General features: G+C 47.2%; 13 protein-coding genes. 8 read left to right on the top strand and 5 right to left on the bottom strand.

Going from position 1 to position 18,576, the window contains the following annotated elements:
- Positions 1-292 precede the first annotated feature (292 nt).
- The 3 genes from Q0V21_RS13410 (at position 293) to Q0V21_RS13400 (ending at position 5,390) form a co-directional block, all read left to right on the top strand.
- The gene (locus tag Q0V21_RS13410) at positions 293-2,149 is read left to right on the top strand and encodes an adenine deaminase (RefSeq protein ID WP_079347110.1); all 1,857 of its coding nucleotides are present in this window, start codon (positions 293-295) and stop codon (positions 2,147-2,149) included.
- A gap of 607 nt (positions 2,150-2,756) precedes the next feature.
- Positions 2,757-4,052: a group II intron reverse transcriptase/maturase gene (gene ltrA, locus Q0V21_RS13405; RefSeq protein WP_301879315.1), complete on the top strand. Its 1,296-nt coding sequence runs from the start codon at positions 2,757-2,759 to the stop codon at positions 4,050-4,052.
- Between the two features lie 417 nt (positions 4,053-4,469).
- Positions 4,470-5,390, top strand: coding sequence for a hypothetical protein (locus Q0V21_RS13400; protein ID WP_079347108.1), 921 nt, complete (start codon positions 4,470-4,472; stop codon positions 5,388-5,390).
- A 153-nt stretch (positions 5,391-5,543) separates the two neighbouring features.
- Here Q0V21_RS13400 and Q0V21_RS13395 read toward each other — a convergent pair whose 3' ends face one another.
- Positions 5,544-6,458: a helix-turn-helix transcriptional regulator gene (locus Q0V21_RS13395; protein ID WP_301879313.1), complete on the bottom strand. Its 915-nt coding sequence runs from the start codon at positions 6,456-6,458 to the stop codon at positions 5,544-5,546.
- A 171-nt stretch (positions 6,459-6,629) separates the two neighbouring features.
- Here Q0V21_RS13395 and yicI point away from each other — a divergent pair, with 171 nt between their 5' ends.
- The 4 genes from yicI to bcbE all read left to right on the top strand — a co-directional run bounded on the left by yicI (position 6,630) and on the right by bcbE (position 14,545).
- Complete coding sequence (yicI, locus tag Q0V21_RS13390; RefSeq protein ID WP_079347103.1) at positions 6,630-8,948, top strand: alpha-xylosidase; 2,319 nt, start codon at positions 6,630-6,632, stop codon at positions 8,946-8,948.
- 170 nt (positions 8,949-9,118) lie between these two features.
- A complete protein-coding gene (locus tag Q0V21_RS13385; protein WP_079347101.1) occupies positions 9,119-10,135 on the top strand; it encodes a phosphotransferase in 1,017 nt (338 codons plus the stop codon).
- 15 nt (positions 10,136-10,150) lie between these two features.
- The gene (locus Q0V21_RS13380; RefSeq protein WP_301879311.1) at positions 10,151-13,063 is read left to right on the top strand and encodes a glycoside hydrolase family 3 C-terminal domain-containing protein; all 2,913 of its coding nucleotides are present in this window, start codon (positions 10,151-10,153) and stop codon (positions 13,061-13,063) included.
- 180 nt (positions 13,064-13,243) lie between these two features.
- Positions 13,244-14,545: a bacillibactin exporter BcbE gene (bcbE, locus tag Q0V21_RS13375; protein WP_079347097.1), complete on the top strand. Its 1,302-nt coding sequence runs from the start codon at positions 13,244-13,246 to the stop codon at positions 14,543-14,545.
- A 101-nt stretch (positions 14,546-14,646) separates the two neighbouring features.
- Here bcbE and Q0V21_RS13370 read toward each other — a convergent pair whose 3' ends face one another.
- Positions 14,647-15,966: an MFS transporter gene (locus tag Q0V21_RS13370; RefSeq protein WP_079347095.1), complete on the bottom strand. Its 1,320-nt coding sequence runs from the start codon at positions 15,964-15,966 to the stop codon at positions 14,647-14,649.
- 31 nt (positions 15,967-15,997) lie between these two features.
- Positions 15,998-16,426, bottom strand: a complete 429-nt coding sequence (locus Q0V21_RS13365) for a MarR family winged helix-turn-helix transcriptional regulator (RefSeq protein WP_079347093.1) — start codon at positions 16,424-16,426, stop codon at positions 15,998-16,000.
- 300 nt (positions 16,427-16,726) lie between these two features.
- On the opposite strand from Q0V21_RS13365, the gene Q0V21_RS13360 reads away from it, so the two are divergent.
- Entirely contained in the window at positions 16,727-17,194 is a 468-nt protein-coding gene (locus Q0V21_RS13360) for an RbsD/FucU family protein (protein WP_079347091.1), read from the top strand.
- Positions 17,195-17,209: 15 nt separating this feature from the next.
- On the opposite strand, the gene Q0V21_RS13355 is transcribed toward Q0V21_RS13360, so the two are convergent.
- The gene (locus Q0V21_RS13355; protein ID WP_301879309.1) at positions 17,210-18,328 is read right to left on the bottom strand and encodes a GerAB/ArcD/ProY family transporter; all 1,119 of its coding nucleotides are present in this window, start codon (positions 18,326-18,328) and stop codon (positions 17,210-17,212) included.
- A gap of 14 nt (positions 18,329-18,342) precedes the next feature.
- Positions 18,343-18,549: a hypothetical protein gene (locus tag Q0V21_RS13350; RefSeq protein ID WP_053783728.1), complete on the bottom strand. Its 207-nt coding sequence runs from the start codon at positions 18,547-18,549 to the stop codon at positions 18,343-18,345.
- Between the last annotated feature and the right edge of the window lie 27 nt (positions 18,550-18,576).

Below are 18,576 nucleotides of genomic sequence, written 5' to 3'. Positions count from 1 at the left end.
AGGCTTCCGTTCGATGGGACGGGAGTCTTTCTATGTATTGCAGAATACGATGAGGGGAATAAGAAGCTTCATGAGGTTGGCCTTAGGTGTGAAAAGCATCGAGGAGATCATTGGAATTAGATATCTCTTCTGACATGATATTAGATGGATTAGGTTTTATGGATAAAAAATAATCCATCCTTTGTGTTCACGCACAATAGGTGTGAATTTTCTTTACACATGACGGTGAGACTCATATAATCGTAACAATCTATTTTTTTTGGATCGTTTATTTCATGAAGGAGGCAGCAACATGAACACACCATCTTTTGAACGCCCATTAATGGCAGATTGCGTACCGGATCTGGTGGCAACGGCACGGGGAGACTTGCCTGCAACCTTGGTCATTCGGGGCGGAACGCTGGTTAATGTAATTTCGGGTGAAATTTTGCCGGGCATGTCTGTAGCGGTACAGGGAGCTCGGATTGCATATGTTGGCAAAGATGTAAGCCATACGATCGGAGAGCATACTCGTATTATTGAGGCGGAAGGCAAATACATTGCTCCCGGATTGCTGGATGGGCACTGTCACATTGAAAGCACACAAATGAAAGTGACAGAGTTTGCAAGAGCCGTTCTGCCTTCCGGTACAACGGGAGGGTTCTTTGACCCGCATGAAATCTCCAATGTGCTTGGACTCAAAGGTTTGCGATTGATGCTGGATGAAGCTCGGACGACGCCCATGGCTGCTTATATGCAGGTGGCTTCCTGTGTTCCTTCCACACATCCTGGACTGGAGACAACAGGCGCTTATATTGGACCGGAAGAAGTGGCAGAAGCCCTATCCTGGGGTCCGGATATGATTGGTCTCGGTGAAGTGATGAACTTCCCTGGAGTTGTATACGGGGACGAGACGATGATTGGTGAGATTCAGGCGACGCTGAGAGCAGGCAAGGTGGCAGACGGTCACTTCACCTGGGCAGCGGATGACTGGCGTCTGCCAGCCTACGCCGCAAGCGGAGTGACGGGGGATCATGAATGTGTTACGAAGGAAGATGTTGTGGAACGTCTTCGGCTGGGCATGTACGCCAAAATGCGTCAGGGCTCTGCATGGCATGACGTGGCAGAAACGATCAAAGCCTGCACAGAGCTTGGCCTGGATACACGCCGCATGATGCTGGTGACCGATGACCGGAGTTCTGAATCGCTGCTCAAAGAAGGTCATATGGACTTTGTTGTTCGTTTGGCGATTTCTCAAGGGGTGAAGCCGGTCACTGCATTCCAGATGGCCACCATTAATACGGCTGAACGTTTCGGTGTAGCACGCGACATTGGTGCGGTTATTCCAGGGAATATCGCCGACATTATTTTGCTGGATGGACGCTTGGCTGATGTCCGTGTAGGCATGACGATTGCAGCAGGGCATGTCGTAGCAGAGAACGGCAAAATGACAGCGGTCTGGGACAGTTTCACGTATCCGGAAGAGGCGCTGAACACCGTGAAGTTGGAGGCCAATATCCAGCCGAAGGATATGGAGCTGTCTGCGCCGATTACCGAAGGTATGATTGGAGCGAAAGTCATTCATGTGACGGAGAATCATGTGGATACCAAGGAGAAGCATGTTAATGTCACGGTGGAAGATGGCAATGTAGTCATCTCAACGGCAGGTGAAATCTGCAAAATTGCGGTGCTGGAGCGTCATAAACAAACGGGAAATCGTACGGTGGCACTTGTTGGGGGGATTGGCTTCACAGGTCCTGCGGCCATCGCGATGACCGTTGCGCATGACAGCCACAATCTGCTCATTATCGGTAATGATGACGCAATGATGGCTGAGGCGGGCAATCGTGTCATCGGAATGCAGGGTGGCGTAGCCGTTGTGACTGGAACAGGTGTGACCGAATTCCCGCTGCGCATTGCAGGCTTGATGTCCACGGAATCATTCGAAGTGGTAGCAGCTCAATCTGCAGCTGTCAGTGAAGCGCTGCAGTCTGCTGGCTGTACGTTAAATAACGCATTTATGACACTGTCCCTGCTGGCACTGGTCGTTATTCCGGAAGTGCGCTTGTCCGATAAGGGCCTGGTACGCATTTCGGCAGAAGGCATTGAGCTGGTATCCCTGTTTGATGAAATGGTGGAGAATACACCGTCTGCTCCAGCCGGGAACTAACGAATAACAGGTATCCATTCTTCCTAGAAATGGGGAGAGAAGTATAGGTCGCCCTAGGGCGGCCTTTTTTGTGATGCGTGCCCAGAGGCACGCATGATCTTGTTGGTGAAAGTCCAACCCAAGGAGGGGCCAAGCCACCTTGGTAGCTAGGATGCTTGCATATGGCGAAATCCGTGTGCAAAAGCGCATCGACAAAAGTACCTGTCAGAGACAGGGCGAGCAACAAGCCAGGCCGCAACATAAAGTGAATCCTGCCGCGTCGTCAAAAAGGCCCTGCAAGGGGGAAAAGAAGGTGTCGAGTCTCGATCACATAGACGAAGGCCAAGGAAGCTGTGTAGAACTTGGAACAACAGTGAAGAACCTTCCGGCGTAGAGGGAGTGGCATGGCTTGAAAGATCATGCAGTGAACTGGGGAGACCCTCCCCCACTCGGATTTTTTTTTTTTAGGAATTCGTAAAGAGACACTCTATAAGTCCAAAAGACGAAGTGAAACGTCTGTGGGAAGGGAGTCCGAGGGGCTCATAGTACCGAAGAACCCAAGGACAACATAACCTTGGGGAGGGAAGGAGCCCTGCGTTGTTTATGCTTTTGGAGGAGGTACGAGTGAGTGAATGCCAATCGGCTAACAACACCAAAGGAAAAAAAAGTTCAACAACTCCAAGATAAGCTAGGTCATGTGGCCAAGGAGAACAGCAAGCGTAAATTCCATGCCTTGTACGACAAAGTCTACCGGTGGGATGTCTTGTACGAAGCCTGGAGACGAGTGAAAGCGAACAAGGGAGCGGCAGGTGTAGATGCCATAACGCTGGCAGATGTGGAGGAACAAGGAGAAATGAACTTCCTCAAGGACTGCGAACGAGCGTTGAAAGAAGGCAACTACCATCCGCAGCCTGTACGGCGGCACTATATCCCAAAGAAAGATGGGAAGCAAAGACCGCTGGGCATACCCACCGTGCGCGACCGAGTCATACAGATGGCAACGAAACTCGTGATTGAACCCATCTTTGAAGCGGATTTTGAGGACGTATCCTTTGGATTTCGCCCGAAACGAAGTGCGAAAGGAGCGCTGGAACGAATTCGGAAAGCTTGCAACCGCAAAGGGAATTGGGTAGTCGACGTCGATATCCAAGGTTACTTCGATAACATTAATCAAGAGAAGCTGATGAAATTGGTGCAGATGCGCATCAACGACAGGCGGATACTGAAATTAATACGGAAGTGGCTTCAGGCGGGAGTGATGGAAGAAGGAAACGTAAGGCGCTCCGATTTAGGAACGCCGCAAGGTGGTGTGATCTCACCGCTTCTGGCGAATATCTATCTGAACTATTTTGACCGACTATGGGAGAAACATGGAAGAGGTCTGGGAGAACTGACAAGGTATGCAGACGACTTTGTAGTAATCTGTAAAACCAAAAAGGACGCCGAGCATGCGTATGAACTCATAGGCAAAATTATGGAACGTCTGGAGCTAACCCTGCACCCGACCAAAACTCGCATTGTAGGTCTATGGACAGGAGACGAGGGATTCGACTTCTTAGGAATGCACCACCGAAAAACGAAAGCAGAAACTTCGCAAGGGAAGGTATATTATACCACGCAGCAATGGCTAACCAAAAAGGCGGAAGAACGTATTCGTGGAGTCGTTAAAGAGCGACTGTCTCCACCGAGTATGCGATCCAGATCGTTCGCGGAACATGTGAAATGGCTCAATCCGAAGATTCAAGGGTGGAGAAATTATTACTACACGAACTACAGCCAAAAGAGACTAGCTAAGCTGGACTGGTATATTTTGCAACGGTTAACACGGTGGTACGCGAAGAAGAGACAACGCAGAAAATGGATGGGTTCAGTATCTGAGGTTAAATATATCGCCGGCCAATATGGACTAAAAACGCTGTTGTAATTTGCATGCCCATGAATGACGAACATCGGAAAGCCGTATGAGGGAAAACCTCACGTACGGTTTGATGAGGAGGGGCTGGGTTTTGCCCAGCCTTTTACTCTAGGAATAGGAAAACGCTTACTAGGTCTTGAGTCGTCTGTTGTACATATGCAAAAAATGACCCATATTTAGTCGAAATGCAGCTAAAATTAAAAGATTTTTTATAAATGAGTCTTTAGAACTATAAATACAGAAGTGTGAATACCCGAAATAATGTTATATGATTCTTTCGTCGTAAGTCTAAGAGATGATGTTGCATATAAAAGCAATGTAAATAGTCGTGCTTTGAAATAGTGCTTAGGGAATGAATATAAAACGACAGAATGTCATCCGGGTTTGCACGTTAGAGCTGCATAACATTATAGGGAGTGTATAAATATGAAAAGAAAAAGAGGTTACCAATTCGTTTTGTTAATTAGTTGTTTCATGCTGTTTACAGGGAATGCGTATGTTTGCAAGGCTACTGCACTTGGTTCAGTCGACAGTTATGAAACCATCCATGGAACGGTACAAGGCTCCGTAAGAGCAACCTGGGTTTGGGACACCACGCAGATCCAAAGTAACCCTCAGCTAGTACTGAAGTTTGCCACAACGAACGACATCAATACGATTTACCTACAAATGAATCGGGATGTAAAGCTTCCGTACTATACGGATTTCATTCGTAAGGCCAGAGAGAAAAATATTGCCGTGGACGTTATGGATGGAAGACCTGCCTGGGGACTGACGGAGAGTCGGGGTCAAATTACAGATTTTCTGGACTGGGTTGAAGCGTATCAAAATCAAGTCGAGCCCAATGAAAAGTTTGCCGGCATCCATTTGGACATTGAACCTCATGTTCATCCAGAGTGGAAAACGAATCAAGCTAGTGTGATTACGCAGTGGCAGGGGAACGTTCAATATATTGTCGATCGGGCAGCACGGATGAAGATGCCTGTAGGCGCAGACCTTCCTTTCTGGCTGGACGGTTACAAGATTCCGGGTTCCACGATGAATGTAAGCAGCTGGATGATCCGCAAGTTTGACTCCATCACGATTATGGCTTATCGGGATACGGCAGCGGCCATCTATAATGTAGCGAAGGATGAGCTTCAGGAAGCGTCACTGCTGGGCAAAACCGTATCCTTGGCCGTGGAAACCAAGCAAAGCAAGGAAGGCGATTTCATTACCTTTTATGAAGAAGGCTCAGCGTATATGGAAGCACAGCTCAAGCTGGTCGAGAAAATGGCAAGTGTGCATTCGTCCTTTAACGGATTTTCGGTGCATGAGTACAGCTCATGGGAGACTTTGAAGAAGTAAGATGAAATTCCATTCATCAGCATGATAAAGAAGGTGCTTACAGCAGAACGGGCTGTGGCACCTTCTTTGCATCTGCTATCTGATATAAAAGGGAGAACAGTGAACGATCATCAGTTCGGAGTGCCGAGTGCTGTCCCTGACAGGAGCTTAATCTTAGACCAGTGCAGGTTCCACCGCCACTTTCTCATAAAACATTTTGCGATATTGGGACGGGGTAATGTTCCTGTGTTTCTTGAACGTTGTAATGAAGTAGCTCAAGTGCTCAAATCCGACGTCCATGGCAATATCCACAATTTTGTGATCGGTATTCTCAAGCTGAACACAGGCCTGCTGGATGCGATAATAGTTGATATAGTCGACCGGACTTTTCTGCACCATTTGTTTGAAAAAGCGGCAAAAGTGTCCTTCGCTCATATTGGCTTCATCTGCCAGTTCTTTTAACTTAAGTGGTTCAGGGTAACGCTTGTGAATATAACTTAACACTGATTTTAGGCGCTCCACTTTATCGTGACTGCCTGACGAAATGGTCCCTTTGAGTGCAGCGGGTCTCATATGTTCAAACATTTGTGCAAATATTAGATAGAGGTAAGCTTTTGTTGTCATCTCGCAGGTTGGTGTGCCAGCGGCATGATCGGCGAAAATTCGTTTCAAATGAAAAATGATTTCTTGCCCCCACGCTTCATCGGTTTGGATATGGTAAGGAGGGATTGCCGTTTTGTGTACGAGCGGGCCAACGAACTTCTCCTGCACAGCATCGAATGTCCGGCTGCCTAACAGCTCCGGGTTAAATACAATGGATGAAAAAACGCAGGGGACATCGCCTTTCAGATAACCTGCGTGAATTTCCCCCCGATTGATAAAAATGGCTTCTCCTGCCTGAACCTCTACCGTATTCATGTCAATTTGAAAAACAGCACTGCCCTGAGTCACCATGGTGAACTCCATCTCGTCGTGCCAGTGGCAATCGAGAATGCTGTCGCCATTCAGCTGCTGAATATCCGGGTACACACTGACTGGATACATGGCGTTGCCGTGAATCCGGTCTTCCCGTAATCGTTCACGTTCCATATAAGTTCTCCTTTTGCATCATTATTAATGTAAACGTTCCCATAGATTGGTGGTGTTTATAAAAAATCTGATAAGAAATATCAAAATCGTGATATATTTGGTCAAAATATGAGAAGAAATTCGTTATTAATGTCAATATTATTATAGTATAACCGAAGGGGGAAAGAAAACATGAAATTTACTGATGGATTCTGGATGACTCGTGAAGGGTACCACATTCAAAACCCGACTGACATTCGTGATATTGTGCAAAAAGAGGATTCTTTGACCGTATATGCGGCAACTAAATATATTCGCACCAAAGGCGACACGTTGAACGGTACATTGCTTAAAGCAACGTACAGCTCCCCTATGCCTAACGTTATTCGTGTAACCTTGAATCATCATAAGGGCGGAGTGAAAAAGGGGCCTGAATTTGAGCTTAACCATCAAGATGTGAACGTTGACATTTCGAAGAATGAACAAGGGGCTGTTTTGAAAAGCGGCAATCTGGAAGTTCAAATCGACAAAACGAATGGTTGGGACGTCAGCTTCCTGTATGAAGGAAAACGAATTACAGGTAGCGGCCAAAGAGCCGCTGGTTATATTACAGGTCCGAGTAAGGAAGCATACTTCCGCGAGCAGCTTGATCTCGGCATTGGTGAATACGTTTACGGACTCGGTGAGCGCTTCACGCCGTTTGTTAAGAATGGCCAAGTGGTTGACACCTGGAATGAGGACGGCGGTACAAGCAGCGAGCAGTCCTATAAGAACATTCCTTTCTATTTGTCCAATAAAGGATATGGCGTATTTGTAAACCATCCTGAACGCGTATCGTATGAGATTGCATCTGAGAATGTATCTAAAGTGCAGTTCAGCGTAGAAGGAGAGACGTTGGAGTATTTCATTATCGGTGGTGACAATCCAAAGGATGTGCTTGATAATTATACCCAATTAACAGGTAAACCAGCGCTTCCACCGGCATGGACATTTGGTCTGTGGCTGACAACATCATTCACAACGGATTATGATGAAGCAACGGTTAATCATTTTGTAGATGGCATGGCTGAACGTGATCTTCCGCTTTCTGTATTCCATTTTGACTGCTTCTGGATGAAGGAATACCAATGGTCTGATTTCGTATGGGATGAAGCGATGTTCCCGGACCCGGAAGGCATGCTTGCACGTCTGAAAGAAAAGGGTCTTAAAATATGTGCTTGGATCAACCCTTATATTGCTGAAAAATCCTATTTGTTCGATGAAGGTATGGAGAACGGTTATCTGGTTAAAACAGCGGATGGCAGCGTATGGCAATGGGATATGTGGCAAGCAGGTATGGGTCTGGTTGACTTCACAAATCCGGATGCTGTGAATTGGTATAAGAGTAAGCTGGAAGTCCTGCTTGATCAAGGTGTAGACTCCTTCAAGACAGACTTCGGTGAAAGAATTCCGACAGATGTCGTGTACTTCGATGGCTCTGATCCGGTTAAAATGCACAACTATTATACACAGCTCTATAACAAAGCTGTCTTTGAATTGCTCGAAGACAAGATTGGCAAAAACGAAGCTGCCCTGTTTGCACGCTCTGCAACAGCAGGTGGTCAACAGTTCCCGGTTCACTGGGGCGGAGACTGCTCTTCTACTTATGAATCCATGGCTGAATCACTTCGAGGCGGCCTCTCGCTTGGACTTTCCGGTTTCGGATTCTGGAGCCATGATATCAGCGGTTTTGAGAGTACAGCGACCCCTGACGTATACAAACGCTGGGTACAATTCGGACTTTTGTCTTCTCACAGCCGTCTACACGGAAGCACTTCGTATCGTGTGCCTTGGCTGTTTGATGAGGAGTCCGTGGACGTTGTTCGCGACTTTACCAAACTCAAAATCAGCCTGATGCCGTACCTTTACAATTCTGCGGTGGAGTCGACGGTAAGAGGTATTCCGATGATGCGCGCTATGCTGCTGGATTTCCCAGAGGATCCAACAACTTATAGCCTGGATACGCAATACATGTTCGGCGATTCCATTCTGGTTGCGCCAATCTTCAATAAGGAAGGCGATGTACGTTATTACCTGCCTGAAGGAACTTGGACAAACTATCTGACTGGAGCTAAAGTACAAGGTGGACGCTGGATCAGTGAAAACCATGATTTCAAAACACTGCCAATGATGATCAAACCAAACAGCCTGATCGCGGTCGGTGCTGTGGATAACAAACCGGATTATGATTTTGCGGATAATGTGTCCCTTCATTTGTTCGAACTGGCTGACGGCAACTCCGCTCAAGCGGTGGTTGTGAACCAAAGTGCTGAGCAGGAGCTGGTTGTTAGCGTATCCCGTAACGGCTCTGTTCTGGAGGTTCGTGCTGAAGGTGCGGGCAAACCATGGAATATCGTGCTGCGTGGCATGGAGAGTGTATCAAGCGTTGAGGGTGGTTCCCAAGCGTCGGGTGCAAATGGTGTTGTCGTTACGGCTGCAGCAGGTGCAAGCTCGCTTACCATTCAACTGTAATGTTTATAGCATAAACAAAAGGGCGGTACCGCAAGGTGCCGTCTGTTTGTTTACTGTCATGCCATGGAAGTATGGTTCTAGTAAGGTTTTCTGTCATCGAAGTGGCAAATGTAAATACTCCTTAGTTCAATTTATACAGCGACAGATAAAGATAGGGGATTATATCTTAAATGAGTACAACGAAGTCAGGTTTACATCAAACCATTACAGCAGAGATGCTGCATCGGTTAGTAGAGAATACTTTTGGAACCGCTACCATTGTGAATGATTTTGTACTTTTGCAGGGTGGGCTTTTTAATACAACGTATCGTATTCAGCTAGAACATGCATCGCATACGGATGTGATTTTGCGTTTGGCACCAGAGCGGGGAGATATGCCGTCCGGTTCGACAAGTGATCCGCTATTCTCGTTTGAGCGCTCGATGATGTCTGCTGAACCTATTGTTTATGAATATTACCGTAAGGCAGGCATTCCTGCTCCAAATATTATCGTCTGTAATGATAGCGGATCGGTCATTCCTAGAACCTACATGTTTATGGAGTTTATCCCTAGTAAGCAGCTGGACCACCCATCGATTTCGGTGGCCGACAAAGAACGATTGTATCATCAACTCGGCGTTTATACCGCTGCCATACATCGGATTGAGGGTACAGCGTTTGGCTGGCCGCAAGGCGATGGTACGATTAAAGGCTCGGATCACTGGTCCGAGGTGCTGCACTCTTTTGCTCAGGAAACGGCTCTTAAAGCCGCCCAGGTCGGGTATATGCCAGGTGTGGGGGAAGAGGTTGCAGATATGTTCATTAAGAATAAGGATTTATTTGATCAGGTAACTGTTCCGGTTCTTGTTCATAACGATCTGTGGGAAGCCAACGTGCTTGTTCATGAGAAAAATGGTGAGTTAACCATTGCTGCCATCATTGATGGGGATCGTTCCATGTTTGCGGACAGGGCGTTTGAAGCTATTTTATCGACTGAATCATCAACTGCTTTTCATAAAGGTTATGGTCAACCACAGGATATGTCCGATGAGGGACAGGCACGCCTTCTTGCCTACCGAATACTGTCCTCCTACTTTAACGCATATGTCCATGAACATCAGGTGCATCAGTCTGAGGCAGGACAGAAGTACTGTGAACGAACACGGTATCTATTGGACCAATGGAAGCAACTCAAAATTAACGAATAAGTAGGAGGGTTTAGTATGAATGAATATCATGAATATCCGATGTGGGACGCAACATTGCCATTGGAAGAACGATTAAATGACTTAATTGCGCGTCTGACAACGGAGGAGAAAATTCGATTAATTCCTACACGTGAAGCAGCAGTGCCCCGATTGGGAATCCCCGGCTACAATGTGGGAGGTGAAGCAGCTCACGGGGTTGCCTGGATTGGGGAAGCTACCGTTTTCCCGCAACCGGTTGGTTTGTCGAGCACCTGGAATACCAAGCTCATGCGTGAAATTGGGTCTGTCATCGGAGATGAAGCCAGAGCATACCATCATCGTGCACCCGAGCGTCACGGCTTGACCTTATGGGCGCCTACCGTCGATCTGGAACGGGACCCGCGTTGGGGAAGAACCGAAGAAGGCTACGGTGAAGACCCTGTATTGACGGGCGAAATGTCGGCAGCTCTTGTGAAAGGCATGCAGGGTCATCATTCATTCTATTTAAAAATGGTAGCGACGCTGAAGCACTTTTTTGCCAACAATAATGAGAAGGATCGGTTGAATTGTTCATCCAGCATCGATCCGCGGAACTTGCGTGAATATTATTTAAAAGCATTCGAGACACCTTTCGTAGAAGGCGGAGCCTTATCGATGATGACAGCGTACAACTCTATCAACGGCACACCAGCCATAGAAAGTCCGTATGTGAATGATGTGGTCAAGGGTGAGTGGGCCATGCCAGGTTTTATCGTGTGTGATGGGGGTGACTTGTCCCAGACGGTCAATTATCACGGTTATCATGCCTCGCATGCGGAATCAGCTGCAGGGGCCTTAAAAGCAGGCGTGGACTGTCTGACGGACGAGGTTGACTTGGTCGTATCTGCCTTGGAAGAGGCACTTGAGCGGAACTTGCTGGAGGTCGAGGATCTAGACCGGGCCATTCGTAATATTTTTGGCGTACGTATGCGACTGGGACAGCTGGATCAGACGGGTCTTAATCCGTATGCTTCAATATCGGAATCTGTATTGTGTGCGCCTGAACATGCCAAATTAAGCTATAGAGCGGCAGCGGAGTCTATCGTTTTGCTCAAAAATGATGGACTGCTTCCGCTCCAACCGGAAAGATTGCAGAAGGTTAGCGTAATCGGACCCCTTGCGGATGTGGTCTATACCGATTGGTATAGTGGAACACTGCCTTATCGTGTTAGCGTTCTGGAAGGATTGCGCAAGCAGCTTGCCGGTGCAGAAGTATCTTTTACAGACGGAAATGACCACATTAGCCTCAAGACGGTCGATGGAAAGATAGTAACACTCGATGCTGAAGGAAAGCTTGTGGCCGTGCCAGAGGGAAGTGCAGAGACAGCCGAGTTCATCCATCAAGACTGGGGCTGGGGAAGTCACACACTGCGCAGTCTGAAGAATAATCGATATGTTACGTTAACCGAACAGGGGATTTATCAGGCGAGTGCACCGGAGATTGGTGGCTGGTTTGTCAAGGAAGTGGTGCAGATTGATTCACAAGCGGATGGAAGCAGTACGTTGCGTACGTGGAACGGATTGCCGCTTGGGCTGAATGAGCATCAGGGCCAGTGGGTTCTGTCCCCAACGCCGGAACAAACAGACGAAGACTTGAGTTCATCTGGTCATCCGGAAGCTATAGTGGAGACGCAGCAACCTGCTGTGTTCAAGCTCGACGTTGTTGCGAACGGAATAGAGCAGGCGAAAGAAGCTGCGCAGAATAGTGACGTTTCTGTTGTTGTTGTCGGCAATAGTCCATATATTAACGGCAAAGAGGAAATTGATCGTCTAAGTCTGCTGCTTCCGTCGGATCAGGTTCGGCTGGTGAAGGAAGTCTGCCATGTGAACCCGAATACGGTCGTTGTCATTGTGGGCAGTTATCCATTTGCACTGCAAGATTTGAAAGATGTGGCTCCGGCTATCGTATATTTAACGCATGCTGGTCAGGAATTGGGAAATGCGGTTGCTGATGTTTTGCTTGGAAATTATGCTCCTGCTGGCAGACTGAACATGACATGGTATGAGGATGAATCGCAGCTTCCTGACATCATGGATTATGACATTATTCATAACGGTACAACTTATATGTATCATGAAGGTCCAGTTTTGTATCCCTTTGGTCATGGATTGACCTATTCGGAATTTGAGTATAGAGCGATTCGAGTGCGGCGAGCGCAGGGATCTTCTGGAGACGATGTACTGAAGATTGAAATACAGGTGGAGAACAAAGGGGAACGCGACAGCGATGAGGTGGTGCAGCTGTACGGGCATGCCCAAACTTCACGGGTGAAGCGCCCGCAAAGTCAGTTGATCGGCTTCCGGCGGATTCATCTTGCCTCAGGCGCAGTGGAAGATCTTTCGTTTGAAATTCCTGTTCAGAAATTGGCTTTCTGGGATGTCACTCGTGACAGATATTGTCTTGAAACCGCAACATGGTCGATCATGGCTGGACGTTCCTCGGCAAATATTCATCAAACGGCAGAGATCCACATCGAGGGTGAAATCATTCCTGCACGCGCGCTCAATCTGCCTACGTTTGCGGAAAATTACGATGCATATGCAGGCGTGCTATTAGATGAATGTCTGGAAGGACGATCAGCCGTCCGTGCCATTGCTTCAGGCGAACCGCTGTATCGTGAAGGAAGCCCATCCTGGATTTCATTCCACGATAATGCTTTCCGGCAAGCTAACGGATTTGAAGGTCGGGTGGCAGCCTTCGGAGAAGGTGGCGAATTGGAGATTCGAGCGGAAGGTCCCACAGGCCCGCTGCTCGGCACTTGTGTCGTTCCAGGTTCCGCTGGGACTGTAAACGAGAGGAATCTTCAATGGAGCACCGTCCGTTGTGCACTTGAGACAAAGCGTGAGCTAGGGCAGCTCTGCATCGTTTTCAAGGGCGGTGCAGCCCTCCAGCAATTTGTGCTGATTTAGCCTTTCATTTATAAACCTTCATGATGTATAGCCAAAAAGGCTGTCATGTCACTGATTTCAGTGAGACAGCTTTTTTGCGTTGTTATCCAAAGTGATCTTTTTTACATAAGCCGTATATTCAACTGCAGAACAACCCACAATAACGTTGTTGTTTTCTGATTCTGTAAAGGTGGTTGAGGTATGAACGATAAAAAGTGGGATCTCGTCGCACTCGCTTCCATCCCGGTCATTATGACACTGGGCAACTCCATGCTGATCCCCATCCTTCCGCAGATTGAGCGTGAATTGAAAGTGTCCTCATTCAAGGTCAGCATGTTAATTACGGTTTATGCGGTCGTCGCGATCCTGCTGATTCCACTTGCAGGATATCTGTCGGATCGTTTCGGCAGGAAAGCCGTCATTATACCCAGTCTCATCATTGCAGCCGCAGGAGGTGCGGTAGCAGGAGGAGCAGCCTGGATGCTGAATGGAAATGCGGCATACTGGACCATTCTCGGTGGCAGACTTTTGCAAGGGATAGGGGCAGCAGGGGCTTTCCCGATTGTCATTCCTTTGGTTGGAGATATGTTCGATGATGAAAACGAAGTGAGTAAAAGCCTTGGGATTATTGAAACCTCGAATACCTTCGGCAAGGTACTAAGTCCGATTTTGGGTGCAGCTCTTGCTGTCTGGATTTGGTATTTGCCTTTTATGGCTATTCCGGTACTCTGTTTGCTTTCATTGGTCTTGGTTATTTTCCTGGTGAAAACACCCAAGAGGAAGGAAGAACCACAGAGCTTTCGCGAATTTGTTTCTTCCATCCGCAGTGTGCTGAAAGAAAAGGGGCGCTGGCTGTATGCGATTTTTGCCATCGGCGGAATTTGCATGTTTGTTCTCTTTGGCGTGCTCTTTTATCTGTCGGAGACATTGGAATCGGAGTTCAAATTAAAAGGTGTAGTTAAAGGGCTTGTGCTTGCCATACCGCTGGCTGCCTTGTGTCTGGCATCTTTCTTTGCTGGAAAGTGGATTGGGAAGAACAAGACACGGATGAAATGGCTCGGGTTTATCGGACTTGCTGTTTTAACGGTATCTCTTGGTGTAATCGGGCTTTTTGACAACATTTATGTCGTTGTTGGTTTGTTCACTCTTGGCGGAGCAGGAATAGGTGCTACACTGCCATGTCTGGATGCTATGGTTACTGAAGGGGTTGACAAGGAACAGCGCGGTACCATCACGGCGTTGTTCAGCAGCATGCGTTTTATCGGCGTGTCACTCGGACCTCCTATTGTGTCACTGTTAATCGGGTCCCACCATTTTATTCTGTTTGGTATTCTAGCCGCGTCCGGGGCGGTGGGAGGCTTGCTTACGTTATTGGCAGTCAAGCCGGATAAGGGAAATCAGCCTACATCAGGCGGTGGCCAAAATCATCGTGAACCTGATTATGATGATGTGAAACAGCCAAGTGGGTATGTGCCAGGACGCAGAAAGAAAAGTCCACTCTGATTAAGGCTATAAAAAAACGCGTTTACTCTGGGGGAAGTATGGTTCCCTTACAGAGTAGACGCGTTCTAATGAATTGAAGTACAGCAGCGTAATTGCATCAGTTATTTTTTTCGTTGAGTAGGTGTGTCATTTTCACTTGCAGTTTCGGTATGCTCATGTCGTTCGGAGTCCTGCCCAGCAATATGTGTATGTCTCAATAGCGGATGGACAGGAACTGCAAAACCTCCACTTCGTTTTCCTTGAATCAGGTAGATCAGGAGAAATAGGATCATGAATATAATGGAATAACGATACATATCGGTATAACTGGTTATGGAAGCAATAGCGCCCAGCAGAAGTGCTCCCATAGCAATCCCTAAATCCAGCGTATTCAGAAACATGCCGTTAGCCATACCGCGCTGTGATGGAGAGACAATCTGGATCATCCAGGTCTGCATGGAGGACTGGATGGAACCATATCCGATCCCGTATAAAAATGCAGCAACAAACAAGATAGGCATAGAAGTAGCATATGAGAGAGTAATCAGTCCAGCAGCAATGAATATCGCTCCGGGAATCAGTAACGCTTTCGGACCTTTACTGTCATAGATCCGTCCTGCAAATGGTCTGACCAGCAGGACAGCGAGAGCATTAAACAAAAAGAACAGTGCAGGGTTAGCCAGGTTGGCTTCCTTTCCGTACAACACGATGAATCCAACAAGTCCGCCATATGTGATGGACAGCAAACAATTCAGTACACTTGGCAGAATCAGTTTGCGGTTGAAGGGCGTCTTTACCTTGGTGCCAGATATTGCAGCTGTTCCAGCCGGTGGAGTCGGTACCACCTCGTCATTGACCCTCCTAGCTTTTTTGCGAGTCAGTGAATAACTGAGTGGATAGATGACCACTATAACCCCCGCCGTACATAACATGAGAGTCACGAACCCAGCGCCCTGCAGCACGGTGACCCCAATAATGGGACCCATGGACATGGCTAAACTTGTGGACAGGCCGAAATAGCCCATACCTTCACCCATCCGTTTCACAGGCACAATATCCGATGCCATCGTCGGGAAAGCCGTGCTACCCATGCCAAATCCGATACCGAACACCATACGCAGCAATAACAGGACAGCAATCCCGGCAGCAAAATAATATCCAAGTGTCGCAAGCAAGGCAACGGTCAAGCCAATATAGATCATGGCATTACGAAGACCCTTCTCCAATGCTTTGGCTGAATAGAGCCGGGCAGCAATGGCGCTAAGGGCAAAGAGACAGGTGAAAAGGCTGACTTCAAAGGCATTGGCGTGAAAACGGTCCTGCACATAGGAAGGCAGTGGGGATACAATCATGTGAAGTTGCAGAAAGAGTAGAAAGTTACATAACATGAGCAGGATAAAATCGGTGGTCCACAGTTTGACTTGCGATGATTGTGATTTCATTTTTTGTTCATTCCCCCTGGTGTTAAATTCCTTACAGGTTGCTGTTCATGAGGGAAAGAGTATGTCTAAATGCTTCCATCTGGTCTTCGGGAATACCTTCAGTAAGATTTTTATTCATTTCTCTTTCGAGCGGAACAAGCTGGTCAAGCAATCGTTTTCCTTCTTCGGTCAAGTAGAGCAGGTAGGCTCTGCGATCCTGTTCGCTGGTCCGGCGATCGACCCAGCCTTTCTTTTCCAACAGATCAATAATTCGGGCAGTGGTGGGCTGGTCCTTATAAACGCGCGTCGCAACTTCCTTCTGATTCACGCCTTCGCCTTTACCGATGTTGAACAGAACGGAAAATTGCTCTGTCGTAATATCATAGGGTTTAAATCGTATGGCTAGTAAAGCCGACGCTTTGCGGTGTGTCATGCCCAGCATGAATCCAATGGATTGATCGAGTGAATAGTCGGTCCCCATAAAATCCTCTCTTTCTTTAAATAAAATAGTCTCAATTCATATACTTGTTATAACAACTATATGCTAAACAATTAATTTTGTCAAAACAGATTTATTGAACATAAGTGCATGATAAAACCCTTTTTATTTAAAATTGACAGTGGATTAAAGTTTTGATGCGCACATTGAAATATGCAAACGTTGGAAAATACTGATAAAATGGAAGTGCCGCTGTATTGCGGTAACTGGACTACATGATGGTGAGGTTACGAAGACGAATCTGCTCCATCTATCTATGGAGCTGACTGAGGAGAGCTGAGTATGCTGAAGAACATTCCCGCAATAATACCTCCGGAACTGCTGAAAATCATGTCTGAAATGGGTCATGGAGACGAACTAGTACTGGCAGATGGTAACTTCCCCGCAGCCAGTCATGCCCAGCGGCTGATTCGCTGTGATGCGCTGGGTACGGTCGAATTACTGGATGCCATTTTAAGTTTGTTTCCGCTGGATACGTACGCTGAGCGGCCGGCAGCCGTAATGCAGGTCGTCAAGGGGGATCAGGTGGTGCCTATGATATGGGAAGATTATCGCAGGCTGATCCTGGACCATGAGGGCATCACGGATGCCTTTGATCATGAAGAGCGTTTCGCGTTTTATGAAAGGGCTTCCCGCGCCTATGTTATCATTGCAACCGGTGAACGTGCGCAGTATGCCAATTTGATTTTGAAAAAAGGAGTCATTTTTCCAGATACTGATCTTTTTCCGCAATCAAAAAAAGTGGAATAAAACTGAATTTAGAGTTCAAGGCGACGAAGAGGCGGAGGTCTCGCTCGCCTTTTTGTTTTTCCCAGAACGCAGCCAGTAAACAATAACATATAGTATAGGCATACACTCGATAAGTACGGCATAGGTAGCGATGGCGTAAGAACGAATGGCTAATTCATAAGAAGCCGCGTCTTTTGCATATTGAAGCACATAAGTAGCAGCCGTTCCCGCGAGCAGATAGACTACCGTTCTATCCTTTCGAACTCCGGTAAGTTTGGCAAGACAAACCGAGGCTGCGTATAACAGAAACGAGCTGCGAGTAAACATGGTCGTAGACCAAATGGCAATCAGGAATGGGTCCAGGTTATCCAGAAAATCGCCGTAACGGGCAAAACGTATCATTTCCAGCAAAGGGTAGCGAAGACTGCTGGCTTCATAAGGTCCAAAATTCATTAAAGTAAACATCCAGAATACGATAATGAATAATGCAAGTGTAGAGCCTGCAAACAACATACTTCGTAGAAGCGGCCGCCTGAAAGCGATGGCAGGGGCAAGAAACAGGAACATCATCCATTCGGAAAACCAGGGCATGGTTGAAAAGGAGCCCGTGAAAATTTCTTTCAGATCATGATGAGTGAGCATGGCAAGCAGTACATCCGGATTCCCCCCGCTTGTTACAGCAGGCATGAGAAAAGCAGACGTAAAGATTTGCACCAAAAATATGCCTTCTGACAAATAGACAATGGTGATCAAACCTGAACGCGCGGAGAGGCTGATACATAAAATGGTTACGGTTGCTGTCAGCCATATAGGTGTCTCAGGTAAGTACATGGATTGCAGGAAAACGATGAAATTCTCTACGTCAATGGATATCAAATACAGGCACAGTAACACAATGAGACCGAGGAACAGCTTGTGAACGACCTTGCCCACAATTTCTTCACCAAAATCAACCCACGGTCGATCCGGGTGAACTGATCCCAATCTGTATGTGAAGAAGAGAAGAATCAGACTGATCGCAAACCCGCCAAGGATGGATATCCACCCCTGATAACCGCTCATCTTGAACAAGCGCTGCAGGAGGAAAGCTATGGGTTCGGAATACAGGTAGACAAACATAAAACGGTACGCTTGTCCGGCAGACAATTTGATCATGGCGTACTCCTTTCTTAGCCAAATAAGCGGTCTGCCCAGCCAAAGACCAGCCTGATGACATCATTGGGATTAGGCCAACCCGGTACAGAGACAGCCAGGGTATTCCACAGAAGAAATAGGCCCAGCAGAACGAAATAAGCCCTTTTTATTCCCTTTTTGCTTGACTTGATCATGGGCCACTCAAGTATGTACAGTACGGCAAACAAAACAACAGCAATCATTGGTTTACCTCCTAAAGTGGCTTGACA

Source organism: Paenibacillus sp. 11B (assembly GCF_030487755.1).
Taxonomy (GTDB): domain Bacteria; phylum Bacillota; class Bacilli; order Paenibacillales; family Paenibacillaceae; genus Paenibacillus; species Paenibacillus vandeheii.
This window is presented reverse-complemented; position numbering and strand designations above follow the sequence as displayed.